This is a genomic window from Nocardia goodfellowii, from assembly GCF_017875645.1.
GTDB classification, from domain to species: Bacteria; Actinomycetota; Actinomycetes; order Mycobacteriales; family Mycobacteriaceae; genus Nocardia; species Nocardia goodfellowii.
The window spans coordinates 2438392-2451470 of sequence record NZ_JAGGMR010000001.1 but is presented as its reverse complement, the minus strand read 5'-3'; the positions used below and the strand labels follow the sequence as shown (position 1 = coordinate 2451470).

Here is a 13079-nt window from a genome sequence, read left to right as displayed (position 1 = left end):
GTCACGGAATTCTCCGCCACATCGCCGCGTCACCGAAGACACCGACCTGAATGGCTCCGCTCAGCGACGCGCCGTCGACACGCGGGCCCGCGGCGGCGACCACGTTGTCCTGCACGATCGGCAGCACGGTGGACAAGTTCCACAGCGCCGGTTCGGCTTCGGTGAGCGCCTGGGGCACGTCGATACCGCGCAACGCCGCATCGATGGCGGGTTGCAGGGCGGCATCGCACACCCCGGACAGATTGCTCGGCGCGCGGCGCATCGCCTCGAACGTTTGAGACGCTGTGCTGTCGGCGGTCGCGTCCGGCACCGGCAGGCAACCGTAGCGGGAGGCGAGCACCGTCGCCGGATCGGATCCGGCCACCGCCCAGCCGACGATCGCATCCACGCCGCCCTCGACCAGTTCCTTGCCGTAGAGCGCGTCCGCGGCGAGGCTGCGCACGGTGGCATCGATGCCGGCGCTGCGCAATTGGTCGGCGGCGGTATTGGCGACCGCGAGCGTGGTCGCGTCCCCGGTCACCGCCCCGATCCGAATGGCCAGGGCCTTACCGTTCTTGGTGAGCTGCCGGGGCTGCGGCGCGGGCGCGGACGGCGAGGACGCGACCGGTGATTCCGCCGCCCGCGTGAATCCGGCCTCGCCGAGCAGCCCGAACGCCTCGTCCGCGGAAAGCCGCGGCGGCGCGGTCGGGGCATAACCGGGATCGGACGGGCTCAGGATCTGCGCTCGCACCGGATCCACCCAGCCGCCGGTCTGCGCGCCGACCGTGGCCAGCAACGCGGGATCGAGGAGCGCGAAAACCGCACGGCGGACCCGGTTGTCGCTCAGATCACCGACGCCCCGCGCGTTCAGCACGAGTTGCAGTTGCCGCGACTGCGCCATGATCGCGGTCCGCACCGACGGGATCGCCGCCAGCTGCGCCTGCGTCGCGACCCCGCCGTGCACCAGGGTCATCTGCGCGTCCCCGGTACGCAGGGAATCGGCCAGCTGCGCGGGAGTTCCGCCGCGGCGCAACAGGATCTGATCCGGCGCCGCCGGTGTGCCCCAGTAGCGGTCGTTGCGCTCGAGCAGGATCTCGTCGCGGCCACGATCCACCGACTTGATGCGGAAGTTGCCGCCCGACACTTGAATTCGCTCCACCAGGCCATTGGTGAAACCGCCCGGCGAGTCCTTGAGCAGATGCGAGGGCAGCAGATTCGCGAACAGTTCCCGCCACGCGGGATAGGCCTGGGTCATCGTCACCTTGACGGTCTTGCCGCCGTCGGAGGAGTCGACATCCGAGATCAACCGGTAGCCCGCGGGATCCACCACGCCGGGCTGGGTGATCATCTGCTGCCACAGGAACCGGAAGTCCTCGGCGGCGATGGGTGCGCCGTCGGACCAGTTCGCCTGATTGCGCAGCGCGTAGGTGATGGTGAACGGCTCCTGCGCGGTGACCTCGGCCGACGTGACCAGGGCCGTATCGGCCACCCAGTCGGTCACGCCCGGCGCGGTGGTGCTGGGCACCGGACGGAACGGGCTCGGCAGCACCATCGAACTCACCGCGGCCGTGGCCGGCGACTGATCCGACCGCAGGTGCGGGTTGAACCCGATCCCGATGTCGTCGATGGCCACCACGACGGTGTTCTTGCCCGGCTTGGCGGGCGTGGTCTTGGGGCTGTCGGTGCTCTCGATGGGCGGCGGCGGGTTCGCGGTACATCCGGTGAGCACCGTCACCGAGGCAGCCACCAGCATCGCCATCGCGCGCATCGTAGCGCGTCGTTTTGCCCCCGGGCTCACACGCCGCACCTTACTAGACGACGTGTGGAACCCGTTGCCGCGCCGGGCCTCAGCACTACAGGGCAGCCCGGTCCCGAGCCTTACGCCGCGACAGTTCACGACCGCGTTCGGTGGCGCCCAGAATCAGCTTGCGCACCCGCACGATTTCCGGAGTCACCTCGACGCACTCGTCGCCGGCGCAGAACTCCATCGCGCTTTCCAGATCCAGCTGCAGCGGCTTGGCCATGGTCTCGAACGTGTCCGCGGTCGCGCTGCGCATATTGGTCAGCTTCTTCTCGCGGGTGACGTTGATGTCGAGATCCTCGGCGCGCGGATTGATGCCCACGACGTGACCCTCGTAGGTGTCCGCGCCCGGCTCCACGAAGAACTGGCCGCGGTCGGCCAGCTGGATCATGGCGAACGGCGTCACGGTGCCCGCACGGTCGGAGACCAGCGAACCGGTGTGGCGGGCGCGGATCTCACCGGCCCACGGCGCGTATCCGTGCGAGACTGCGTTGGCGATGCCGGTGCCGCGGGTCTCGGTGAGGAAGTCGGTGCGGAAACCGATCAGGCCGCGCGAGGGCACGATGAACTCCATCCGCACCCAGCCGGCGGCGTGGTTGTTCATCTGCACCATCTTGCCCTTGCGGGCGGCCAGCAGCTGGGTGATCGCGCCCAGGTACTCGTCGGGGCAGTCGATGGTCAGTTCTTCGTACGGCTCGTGCACCTTGCCGTCGATGTTCTTGGTGACGACCTGCGGCTTGCCGACGGTCAGCTCGAAGCCCTCGCGGCGCATCTGCTCCACCAGGATGGCCAGCGCCAGCTCACCGCGGCCCTGCACCTCCCAGGCGTCCGGGCGGCCGATGTCGAGCACGCGCAGCGACACATTGCCGATCAGTTCCTGATCCAGGCGCGACTTCACCATGCGGGCGGTCAGCTTGTGGCCCTGCACCCGGCCGACCAGCGGCGAGGTGTTGGTGCCGATGGTGACCGAGATCGCCGGCTCGTCGACCGCGATGCGCGGCAGCGCGACGGGATTCTCCACGTCGGCGAGGGTGTCGCCGATCATGATGTCCGGGATGCCCGCGATGGCGACGATGTCACCGGCCACGGCGACCTCGCCGGGCTGGCGTTCCACGCCGATGGTCTGCAGCAGCTCGGTGATCTTGACGGTCTTCACACCGTCGGCGTGCATCCAGGCCACGTTCTGGCCCTTGCGCAGCTCGCCGCTGTAGATGCGGACCAGGCCGAGGCGGCCCAGGAAGTTGGAGGCGTCGAGGTTGGTGACGTGCGCCTGCAGCGGGCCGGTCGGATCGCCCTTGGGCGCCGGGATGTTCTCCAGGAGGACCTGGAACAGGGCGTCGAGGTTCTCGGCGTCCGGCGCGGAGCCGTTCTCCGGGCGCTCCTTGGAGGCCTTGCCCGCACGGCCGGAGGCGTAGAGGACCGGCAGGTCCAGCGCCAGTTCGGCGGCTTCGGCGGCCTCGTCGTCGAGATCGGAGGCGAGGTCGAGCAGCAGATCGTGGCTCTCCTCGACGACCTCCGCGATGCGCGCGTCCGGGCGGTCGGTCTTGTTCACCACCAGGATGACCGGCAGCTTCGCGGCCAGCGCCTTGCGCAGCACGAAGCGGGTCTGCGGCAGCGGGCCCTCGGACGCGTCGACCAGCAGCACGACACCGTCGACCATGGACAGGCCGCGTTCGACCTCACCACCGAAGTCGGCGTGGCCTGGGGTATCGATCACATTGATGACGGTGACGGAACCATCCGGGTGGTGGCGGTGCACCGCGGTGTTCTTGGCGAGAATGGTGATGCCCTTCTCGCGTTCCAGGTCGCCCGAGTCCATGACTCGGTCGACCAGCTCGGCCCGTTCGGCGAACGCGCCGGACTGCCGCAGCATGGCGTCGACCAGCGTCGTCTTGCCGTGGTCGACGTGGGCCACGATGGCGACGTTGCGAAAATCGCGCGCAGACGACACGCTGAATCCTCCTGCTGTTGGTGTAGGTCGGCCGGCCCTCACACGGAGCGAAGAAATCTCACCGGGGCTCGCGGCCAGGTGCTACCTTACCGGCAATCACGTGTCCCCTCCGCGTCCGCTCCCTCACTTAGGGTATGCTAACCAACGTGGGCAAGGTGAAAGCCAAGAAGGTTTCCAAGCTGAAACCGAAGAAGAAATGCTGCCGTAAGAAGACGCGCTGCATCAAATGCCCTGTTGTCATCATGCGGATGAAGAAGGCCGAAGCCGCGGGTTGCTGTGGCAAAGACCTCAAGAAAGCCTTGAAATTGGCGCGCGCCGCGTAGCGAATTGGGTAGAACCGGGGCATGAGCACCCCACTGCTTTCCGACGCGGAACTCACCGAAGCGCTCGCCGGCCTCACCGGCTGGACCCGCTCCGGCGACACCATCACCCGCACCGTCCAGGCCCCCGCGTTCCTGGCCGGCATCGAGCTGGTTCGCCAAGTCGCCGACATCGCCGAGACGATGAATCATCACCCCGATATCGATATCCGCTGGCGCAAACTCACCTTCGCGCTGTCCACCCACGACGCGGGCGGCCTCACCGCCCTGGATATCGCGCTGGCTCGGGAAATCGATCGACTGGCCGCGCAGTCGGATTCGACCGACTGACCCAAATCACCCAGACGAACATCACCAGCACCCCGAACAGGTCGACCGCGCCCAGCCAGGCCAGCCAGCCCGGACGGGACACGTCCCAGATCGAGGGCTGCGCGAACGACAGCACCCACGGCACGCCGACCAGCATGGTGAGCAACCAGAATCCGGCCAGGATCCGCGCGCCCGGCGCCCGCCGCAGCGGACCGTGTACCAGCCACAACACGGTCGGCAGCAACCACACGAAGTGATGGGACCAGGAGATGGGCGAGATCATCAGTCCGAACAGCTGGACGATGATCAGCGTGCCCAGCCGGTCGTCGGGACCCAGGGTGCGCCAGGCGCAGAATCCGAGCGCCGCGATGACCAGCACGCCGGCCAGATACCACGGTCCGGTCTGCACGTCGTAGCCGACGATGCGGCTCAGCGCCCCGCGCATCGACTGGTTCCACACCGAACCGACCGGGCCGATCCGGTCGGCGTCGCCGAGCAGCGTGCCGAAATAGCGTTCGGCCTCATGGCGGTTGATCAGGAAGCTGATGCCGACGGTCATGCCGAAGACGACCGCCGACCACACCGCCGCGCCCCAGCGCCGCCGCGCCACCAGATACAGGCCGGTGATCGCCGGCGTCAGTTTGATGCCCGCGATGATGCCGACCAGCCCGCCCGAAACCCACCAGCGCGAGCTGCGGGCCGCGAGCATGGCGCCCAGCACGAGGAAGACGTTCACCTGCCCGTAGTCGATGGTGGTGCGCACCGGCTCCAGCCACACGCCCACCGCGGTCCAGCCGACAGCCGCTGCCTGCCAACCCGTTTCGCGCATCCGCTCTTTACCCAGCAGCAACTCCAGGCTGATTCGCACGATGCCGTAGAGCGCCGCCACCGTGGCCAGCAGCCAGCCGATCGCGATCACCTTGAACGGCAGGAAGTGCAGCGGGTAGAACACCAGCGCCGCGAACGGCGGGTAGGTGAACGGCAGCGGAAAGTCCGGCGTCTTCTCCGAGTAGGTGTAGTCGTAGAGCTTGTCGGTGAGCAGCGAGGCCGAGCCGTCGACGTAGACGTGCAAGTCGACGAGGTTCATCCCGTTCTCCGACAGCAACATCCACAGCAGGCGCGCCAGTACGGACAGCACGAGCGCCGATACCGCCCAGCGCAGGCGGGTGGCGGCGGCCGGACGCTCGCTCTCTGGGATCACTTCGCAGGCTTTCGATTCGGTGCGGGCTGTGTTGCTCCCGCGGGATGTTCGGGGCGTTCGGCGGCAGGGTCTGAAAACTCCGACTACATTAACCGCAGCGCGTAGGCCCACAAGGCAGGACGCCCCGGTAGGACCACTCATCAGGGCCCTATAGTGATGCCCGGCCTATATCCTCGGCCCCCGTAATTGCTGATAACATCTGCATCACACATCACTCCAGTAACACCAGATAGCGCTAGGTTCTGATCACACTGTTCGTCCAACGCGCACCACTCGGACACCGCAGCTGTACAACTCGGTGACCTTGTCCCTAGAGTGACCCCGAAACGATGGGTTTTCACCCCGTCGCTCCAGATGTACCCGAAGGTAAGGACGGCTAGACCAGTGCTTCGCAACCGAGGATCGCGGATCGCATTGACCGCTCTCGCCCTGGCCGCGAGTGCTTCACTCGCTGCGCCCACCGCTATTGCGGCCCCGGCGCCCGCGTCCACCGCGGTTTCGAACGACATCCCCATCGTGCCCGAGGGCGTTCCGGTGGATGCGCTCGCCGCGCTGACTCCGGCCATCGTCGGTTCGATCACCGGCCCAGCCAAAGACATTGCCCAGGGCGGCCCGCAGGCCGCCATCCTGGCGCAGGCCCGCGCCCTGCTGGCCACCCTGAATCTGCCCCCGCAGATCAAGGCCACCCTGGAACGCATCATTACTTTCCTGGACGGTAGCGGCGGCGGTGGCCCGACCCTCCCGCAGGACGGCCCGGTGATCGCCCAGTTCCTGTACCCGAGCATCGGCAAGGGCTGCATCAGCTCCTCCGCCGACTCGGTCGGTACCGCGCTCGCGGTGCCCGGCCCGGCCCAGCTGCCGCCGCCCGGACCCAAGGCCGGCCAGACCGGTTTCGTGTTCACCGCGCTCGGCACCAAAGCGCCGACCGCCGTGCAGAACCCGCCGATGACGGTGCAGTGGATCAACCTGAACACCGGCAAGTCCGGCGTGCAGAACCTCACCGACGACGCCAAGATCAACCCGGAAGGCCCGGCCACCCTCTCGGCCATCGCCGACACCGGTTCCGGCCGCGTCGTCGCCGTGGTGGGCGGTTCGCTGACCACCCAGGCCGCCGACGCGGAGCCGCGCACCTGCTCGTTCCTGCCGATGCTGGGCTTCTTCCACGTCGCCTGATATTTGCCCGAAGCCCGGCGGTCCGCGGATCGCCGGGCTTCGTCGTCTCCGCATCCGTCGATACCCCGAAGATCCCGCCGCACTGTGGTAGACCCGAGTCATGGCGACTGTCGACGAACTACTGCGCCCCGGCCACTCGATCCGGAGCAGGCGATCGCATCGGTCGATCCTGTCCATCCGGTCCGAGGGCTCCATCCTCTCCATCGGGTCCGCCTACTCGATCCTGTCCATCGGCTCGGTCGGCTCGGTGCTGTCCATCGGTTCGGTGGGATCGTTCGGCTCGGCGATCTCGTCGTTCTCCTTCACCAGCCTCGGTTCCGCCTTCTCCGGCTTGTCCCGCTGGTCGCTGTTCTCCTGGCGCGGTGATCACCGAGCGCCGGACTCCCGCCCGAACCTGCGCGTGGTCCCCGACGAACCGGACCTGCGCGTCGCCCCGCTGAGCCACAGCCAGACCTAGTGCGGTTGCGCTCCGCGCACCGGGTGAAACCCCTGGCGAAAAGCTCTTTCCCAGCGTGGTTTTCGACGGAGTGAGCACGCATCACTGCCGGACCGAATCGCAGGCGGCCGCCGAGCTGGCCGACCAGTCCTTTCCAGCATTCCGCCTCGTTCACCACTGCCCGTAGGACTCGGCCAGGATGTGGTTGAGGTCGACGCCGATGCCGTCGACCACCCGTTTATCGATTTCGAACTGGTGCAGGTGCGCGGCGGGATGCACATAACCCGCCGGGGTGCCCCAATTGTGCTGCCAGAAATAGGAACCGAGACCGGCGGCGAGGGCCCAGTCGATGGTGGGAGCGTTGGCGTAGACGCCGGTGTTCTGGTGACCGATGACCGATTCCCAGCCTTCCAGGTACGGCCGGATCATGGCGTCGAAGTCCTCGGCGCTGGGATTGTCGTCGATGGAGGCGTAGATCGCTCGATCAGGCGGACCGCCAGCCTCTAGGTGCAGTTGCAAACCACGCTCGGCATGCCGCTGACCCGCTTCGAACCCGCCGCGCCAGTCCGCGGTGGGCCCCTTGCCGAATTGGTAGCAGGAGACGACTTGCAGGCCCGCGGCGCGCAACGCCTCGGCTTCACCGGCGAGCAGAGGTTTGCCCGCCATCCATTCCGCGCCGGGGCGGCGATCGGACACGTATCGGATGGCACCGAGATGCCCGGCCTGCATGATCGCCTCAGCCGACGGCACGCCGCCCGCGTAATCGAGCAGGGTGCCGAGCGGTTCGGCGGAGACTCGCGGTGCGGCCAAACCCACCGCGGCCACGGCGGCGGCACAGGTGAAAAGGGAACGCCGGGATAAATCCATTACGCAGACTCCTTCGCAAACCGCAGGGGTGCGCGGGCCGAAATCGCGCACCTTTATGGGCAGCGTGCCCGGCGCACCTTCCCCAAGGTGGCTACATTCCTGCAGCCGCGCGCCGGGAGCCTCGAACGTGTACTTATTTCACCACATTCACAGGGGAACCGCCAGGCTCATCGGACACACTCACCACATGAGTCCCACCGGTAACTAGCGGGTGGTCATGCCCCCGATGCGCCCCGCGACATCGATGGTGCGGCCCGAAGCGTCCGCCAATTCTTTACGTACCACACCCGCGACCTGGGCTACCACCTGTTTCTTGATCCCCGCCAGCGCACCGAGGGTGGCGGCGCGCATGCCCTCGGCCTTGTACTCCAGCTGAATGTCCTCGACGGCGAGCGGGTCGACATCGATGACGATCGCCAGCGGGTCGGCCGCACGGGCGGTCAGCACCAGCGGAATGCGTACATCGGCCCGGTATCTGTTGGATTTCAAGACGTCGACGGTTATTTCCAGGCTTACCGGCAGCAACAGATCGAAGGAGATTTCCTCGACCGTGCACTCGGTCAGCTCCGGCTCCTGGATCGAGCCCCGCACCTGCACCGTGGCCTTCTTTCCGGGCCCGGTGCGCAGCGGTCCGACCTCGATCGGCCGACCCGCCATCCGGCGCACGACCTCGAAAACCCGGTCCCGGGTCACGATGTGTTCGAAGAAGCGATGTCCGAATTCGCCGTAGTCGATCCAGTCGAACTCGGTCCGGTCGCGGTGCGGGGACTTGGTGCCGCCGACGATGGCCTCGACGTCGAAGACCCGCCCGCGCCGCGCCTGCGGTTCGGACAGGATCGCGTTCACCCGCTTGGCGACCTCGTTCTGCACCACGCCGGCCAGCGGCCCGAGCAGCCACTCCCACGAGGCGGCGATGGCCTGGGCGCGCAGCACGATACTGACATCGCCGGCGGTCACCGGCGGGATGTCGATGACGATGAGCACCGGGGCGGCGGTGCGCGCGTGCAGGGCCAGATCGATGTCGACGACGGCCGTCAGCCGCAGTTTCTGGCCACCCAGCAAGACTTTCACCGCCAGCGACAGCGGCACGGTGACCTGGTAGATGACGTGCGGATCCTGGCGCGACACGACGGGCTCGCCCACTTTGCCCTCGGCGACGAACCCGGCCAAACCCGCGGGGCCCAGCGAGTACGGGCCGATACTCATCCCGCGCCCGGCCATTCCGGCCACCGCGGCCACGATGCGATCGCGCGTCACCGCCTGCGCGACGAAACGCTCGCCGAATTCGGCGTAATCGATCCAGGTCGAACCTTCGTTGATGGCGATCGGCTGCAATGTTCCGGAACCCTTACCTGAAGACGGACACCGGACACGCTACGCGAACGAGGTGTCGGGAACCTTGCGCCGCCCTGCACAGGACGGGATCCCTGTCCTGCTGATGAGGGGGTAGCAGGACAGGGCCCCTAGTCGACAGCGCTGCCGGGCGCCGCCTACTCCATGGTAAGGCGCGGGCGAAGACTCGCCGATTGCCCGCGCGCCGAGCATTCGTAGTGAGTAGCAACGATTTTCACCGTTTCCGACGGTTCAACTATGCAACTTGCCAAGTCCGACCACGCCGGGTACGTCGCCGATCACAAAACGGCTGATTCGCACATCGTCGAATTCGTTGCCGCCGATCGTGGTGACCACGCCGTCGTCGTAGGCCAGCACGATATTGGTGTGCTGGGTGAACGGGCTGGCGTCGCTGTAGAGCAGCACGTCACCGACGCGCGGCTGATAACCGGCGAGCCCGGTGAATCTGCCGGTGCTCTGGTAGTACTCCTGCAGCGTGTACACGCCGGGAATGCGCCAGGATCCGGAGTTCGGGTTGGCCAGCGGGAGACCGGCCTCGCGCATGGTCCAGCTGACGAAATCCGCGCACCACGGTTCCACGGGGCCCTCGGCGTATTTCGTGCCCGGACCCGGGTCCTCGAACTCTTGCCGCAGGACCGTGATCAGCCGGGCCTGGTCGGCGCTCAGAGCCGAGGTGTCGATAGCCGGGAATTCGGTGAGATTCTCCCCGACCACCGCGGATTCGGCCGAATGCTGTTGCCAGAGGCGCAGCCCCAGTACCGCGGCGGCAACGAGCGCGGCCACCACGATGGCGGACCCGAGCACAAGGCCGACTCTCTGCTTGTTCATGTTCCCCCGGCCCTCCGCTGAACCCCCGTCACCATCTAAGACGAACGGAGGAGACGAACGGTTCCCGTCAGGACGCCGCTTTCTTGCCCATCGGAATGCACGCGGTCAGCGCGATCGCCACGACAGCGGCGGCCATCGCGATGAAGAACGTGGTGTGGAAACCCTCCCGCGAGGGCAGCACGTGCGCGCCGAGCTGGATGGTCATGTGGGCCAGCACCACGCTCATCACGGCCGAGGACGTCGAGGTGCCGATGGAGCGCATCAGCGAGTTGAGCCCGTTGGCGGCGGCGGTCTCGGTGATCGGCACCGCGCCCATGATCAGCGCGGGCATCGCGGCGTAGGCCAGGCCGACGCCGCCCGCGCAGATGATCGAGGCGAGCATGATCTGCCAGACGCTGTCCATCAGCACCACGGCGAGCAGGTAACCGGCCGCGATCACGGCGGAACCTAGCATCAGGGTCACCTTCGGGCCGCGCGCCGCCGACAGTCGCGCCGAGACGGGCGACAGCAGCATCATGACCAGTCCGGTGGGCGCCATCACCAGTCCGGCGTTCACCATCGACAGCCCGAAGCCGTAGCCGGTTTCCTCCGGCGCCATCAGCAGCTGCGGGAAGGTCAGCGACATGCCGTAGAGCGCGAATCCGACCGCGATCGAGGCGATATTGGTGAACAGCACCCGCGGGCGCGCCGACACGCGGATGTCGACCAGCGGGGCGGCCTGGCGCAGTTCGTAGTAGGCCCAGCCGAGGAACACCACCAGCGCGATCGCGAACAGCGTCAGAATCGACGCGCTCGCCCAACCCCAGTCCGCGCCCTTGGTAATCGCGATCAGCAGCGCCAGCAGAGCGATCGAAAGGCCAACGGCACCACCGAAATCGAACCGCGCGGGAGTCCGCACCGGCGACTCGGGAACGAAGAAGAACACCAGCGCCGCGCACAGCACGCCCATGCCCGCCGCGGTCCAGAACAGCATGTGCCAGTCGGCGTTCTGCGCGATCGCGGCGGCGACCGGCAGGCCGATCGCGCCGCCGACGCCCAGGGTGGCGCTCATGATCGCCATCGCGGAACCGACCTTCTCGGCAGGCAGTTCGTCACGCATGATGCTGATGCCGAGCGGGATGGCGCCGACCGCCGCGCCCTGCAGCGAGCGTCCGATGACCTCCGGCAGCAGCGAGGAGAAGCTGGCGCACACCACCGAGCCGGCGATCAGGAAGAGCAGATTGACGAAGAGCACGCGACGCTTGCCGAACATGTCGCCGAGCCGGCCGCTGATCGGAGTGAAGACCGCGCCCGCGAGCAGCGTGGCCGTGATGACCCAGGACGCGTTGGACGCCGACGTGTTCAGCAGCGTCGGCAGCGACGGAATGATCGGAATGACCAGGGTCTGCATCAGCGAGACGACGACGCCGACCATGCCGAGGGTGGCGATGAGTACCGCCGGCTTGGGGCGCGGAGTTCCCGAACTCGATTCGCTGGTGTCCGCGCTGGATTCGGCAATGGTCATGCATGTGTACGGTACACATCCTATGTATTGTGCACAATTTGCTATCGGCGTGACGCGGCCGACATAGTGGTGCCATGTCCGCTGAGCCGCCGGCGCTGCCGCGCCTGGTCTACGAGATGACCCTGCTCTCCCGGCATTTCCCCAGCACCGTGCTACGCCGGCCCGGCTTCCGGCTCGACCGCTCCGCCTACCTCCTGCTGACCCGGCTCGAACTCGACGGATCGTTGAGCCTGCGCGAGTTGTCCGAAGCCTTCCAGCTCGATGTCTCCACGATCAATCGGCAGGTGGGCGCGATGCTGAAACAGGGCCTGGTGGAACGGGTTACGGACCCGGACGGCGGGATCGCCCGCAAAATCCAGGCCAGCGCCAAGGGTTTGGAGCTGCTCGCCCACGATCGCGCGCAGAGCCGGGAAGGCATCGGCGCCGTCGTGGGCGACTGGGACGAAGCCGATGTCGAACAGCTGAGCAAACTCGTCGCACGATTCAATGCCTCCATCGAGGCGAAGGAGAACAACCCCTGGCCCCGGCCATAGGGAGGACATCGATGCGGACAATCGGTACGAACCCGTTGTGTCCGCGGCGGATCCCGCTAGGTTGGGCACGGTGGGACAGCACCGCAGCACAAAACCCTCTACCTGGCTTTCCTGGGACAATTACCTCCTCGGTGTCCTAGGCCTCGTGATCGCGGCGGCCCTGGGCACCTCGGCGGCGATTCTCGCCGATTCCGGCCACGCCACCGCCGCCATCGTGCTCGCGATCGTGGCCGCGGCATGCGTAATCCCGGCCGCCCTGCAAGCTCTCGGCGAACTACTCGCGGGTGTGATTCTGGTCGGCATGTTGCTGGCCGGTGTCCTGCTGTTTCCCGCGCTGCTCGTCAGCCCGAAGCTGCGCCGCTGGGCGAAGCGGCGGTGGACCGGTGCCTGGCGCTGAGACATCCAGTCCCCCAGGCGGATTGAACTCCCGCACCGATAGCCCCACCAGTACCTATTCCGGCTTTAGACGTGTCTTTTCCGCGATTCTCGGGTTCACTGAACACCATGGGCCCATTACGAATTCCGGTCTCCACCGCATCCCTGAAAGGGGTCGGCTGGCTCGTCGACGCGAGCAAACGGCAGCGCGTCATCCTGACCAGCGAAGGCCGTCCGGTCGCCGTCGTCGACGCGTGCGGCCGTGCGCCACAGGCGTTTCCAGCCGTCGACCTCGCCCGCGCCTGCGCGCGACTGGGCGTCGACGAGGCGCGGGTGCGGGAACGCATCCAGCGGCTCGCCAGCCGATAGCTGACCGGCAACTGAGGGCTTCGCGCTACGGCGAAGCCCTATTTCGCACTGCGACCGGCCCATTTTGCTTCGCACCGCTG

14 protein-coding genes are annotated in these 13079 nt (G+C 67.2%); 7 read left to right on the top strand and 7 right to left on the bottom strand.

What is annotated here, in order from left to right:
- Position 1: 1 nt before the first annotated feature.
- Positions 2–1747, bottom strand: coding sequence for an ABC transporter family substrate-binding protein (locus tag BJ987_RS10860; RefSeq protein WP_443677974.1), 1746 nt, complete (start codon positions 1745–1747; stop codon positions 2–4).
- Between the two features lie 85 nt (positions 1748–1832).
- Positions 1833–3731, bottom strand: coding sequence for a translational GTPase TypA (gene typA, locus BJ987_RS10855; protein WP_209887676.1), 1899 nt, complete (start codon positions 3729–3731; stop codon positions 1833–1835).
- Positions 3732–3877: 146 nt separating this feature from the next.
- Here typA and BJ987_RS10850 point away from each other — a divergent pair, with 146 nt between their 5' ends.
- Positions 3878–4054 carry a hypothetical protein gene (locus BJ987_RS10850; RefSeq protein ID WP_194815335.1) on the top strand — a complete coding sequence of 59 codons (177 nt, stop codon included), beginning with the start codon at positions 3878–3880 and terminating at the stop codon, positions 4052–4054.
- Between the two features lie 21 nt (positions 4055–4075).
- A complete protein-coding gene (locus BJ987_RS10845) occupies positions 4076–4381 on the top strand; it encodes a 4a-hydroxytetrahydrobiopterin dehydratase (RefSeq protein ID WP_209887673.1) in 306 nt (101 codons plus the stop codon).
- Here the strand turns inward: BJ987_RS10845 and BJ987_RS10840 are convergent.
- Positions 4311–5561 carry a mannosyltransferase gene (locus BJ987_RS10840; protein ID WP_209887670.1) on the bottom strand — a complete coding sequence of 417 codons (1251 nt, stop codon included), beginning with the start codon at positions 5559–5561 and terminating at the stop codon, positions 4311–4313. The genes BJ987_RS10845 and BJ987_RS10840 overlap by 71 nt on opposite strands.
- Positions 5562–5945: 384 nt before the next feature.
- Between BJ987_RS10840 and BJ987_RS10835 the strand changes: the two genes are divergently transcribed.
- Entirely contained in the window at positions 5946–6734 is a 789-nt protein-coding gene (locus tag BJ987_RS10835) for an Rv1157c family protein (protein WP_209887667.1), read from the top strand.
- A gap of 100 nt (positions 6735–6834) precedes the next feature.
- Complete coding sequence (locus BJ987_RS10830; RefSeq protein WP_209887665.1) at positions 6835–7191, top strand: hypothetical protein; 357 nt, start codon at positions 6835–6837, stop codon at positions 7189–7191.
- A 150-nt stretch (positions 7192–7341) separates the two neighbouring features.
- On the opposite strand, the gene BJ987_RS10825 is transcribed toward BJ987_RS10830, so the two are convergent.
- From BJ987_RS10825 to BJ987_RS10810, 4 genes are all read right to left on the bottom strand, one after another.
- Complete coding sequence (locus BJ987_RS10825; RefSeq protein ID WP_209887662.1) at positions 7342–8037, bottom strand: DUF1906 domain-containing protein; 696 nt, start codon at positions 8035–8037, stop codon at positions 7342–7344.
- Positions 8038–8241: 204 nt separating this feature from the next.
- Positions 8242–9372: a hypothetical protein gene (locus BJ987_RS10820; protein WP_209887659.1), complete on the bottom strand. Its 1131-nt coding sequence runs from the start codon at positions 9370–9372 to the stop codon at positions 8242–8244.
- A 249-nt stretch (positions 9373–9621) separates the two neighbouring features.
- Positions 9622–10218, bottom strand: coding sequence for a CHAP domain-containing protein (locus BJ987_RS10815; RefSeq protein WP_209887656.1), 597 nt, complete (start codon positions 10216–10218; stop codon positions 9622–9624).
- A 67-nt stretch (positions 10219–10285) separates the two neighbouring features.
- Positions 10286–11722, bottom strand: a complete 1437-nt coding sequence (locus tag BJ987_RS10810) for an MFS transporter (protein WP_209887653.1) — start codon at positions 11720–11722, stop codon at positions 10286–10288.
- 74 nt (positions 11723–11796) lie between these two features.
- Here BJ987_RS10810 and BJ987_RS10805 point away from each other — a divergent pair, with 74 nt between their 5' ends.
- The 3 genes from BJ987_RS10805 to BJ987_RS10795 all read left to right on the top strand — a co-directional run bounded on the left by BJ987_RS10805 (position 11797) and on the right by BJ987_RS10795 (position 12999).
- Complete coding sequence (locus BJ987_RS10805; RefSeq protein WP_209887650.1) at positions 11797–12255, top strand: MarR family winged helix-turn-helix transcriptional regulator; 459 nt, start codon at positions 11797–11799, stop codon at positions 12253–12255.
- 145 nt (positions 12256–12400) lie between these two features.
- The gene (locus BJ987_RS10800) at positions 12401–12652 is read left to right on the top strand and encodes a hypothetical protein (protein ID WP_209887646.1); all 252 of its coding nucleotides are present in this window, start codon (positions 12401–12403) and stop codon (positions 12650–12652) included.
- Positions 12653–12759: 107 nt separating this feature from the next.
- Positions 12760–12999: a hypothetical protein gene (locus tag BJ987_RS10795; protein ID WP_209887643.1), complete on the top strand. Its 240-nt coding sequence runs from the start codon at positions 12760–12762 to the stop codon at positions 12997–12999.
- The last annotated feature ends 80 nt before the right edge of the window (positions 13000–13079 follow it).

What these genes read in the sequence shown, in the direction of transcription:
- BJ987_RS10825 (WP_209887662.1), bottom strand. Translation starts at nt 8,037, where the DNA reads ATGGATTTATCCCGGCGTTCCCTTTTCACCTGTGCCGCCGCCGTGGCC.
- BJ987_RS10795 (WP_209887643.1), top strand. Translation starts at nt 12,760, where the DNA reads ATGGGCCCATTACGAATTCCGGTCTCCACCGCATCCCTGAAAGGGGTC.
- BJ987_RS10860 (WP_443677974.1), bottom strand. Translation starts at nt 1,747, where the DNA reads ATGCGCGCGATGGCGATGCTGGTGGCTGCCTCGGTGACGGTGCTCACC.
- BJ987_RS10815 (WP_209887656.1), bottom strand. Translation starts at nt 10,218, where the DNA reads ATGAACAAGCAGAGAGTCGGCCTTGTGCTCGGGTCCGCCATCGTGGTG.
- BJ987_RS10810 (WP_209887653.1), bottom strand. Translation starts at nt 11,722, where the DNA reads ATGACCATTGCCGAATCCAGCGCGGACACCAGCGAATCGAGTTCGGGA.
- BJ987_RS10845 (WP_209887673.1), top strand. Translation starts at nt 4,076, where the DNA reads ATGAGCACCCCACTGCTTTCCGACGCGGAACTCACCGAAGCGCTCGCC.
- BJ987_RS10830 (WP_209887665.1), top strand. Translation starts at nt 6,835, where the DNA reads ATGGCGACTGTCGACGAACTACTGCGCCCCGGCCACTCGATCCGGAGC.
- BJ987_RS10805 (WP_209887650.1), top strand. Translation starts at nt 11,797, where the DNA reads ATGTCCGCTGAGCCGCCGGCGCTGCCGCGCCTGGTCTACGAGATGACC.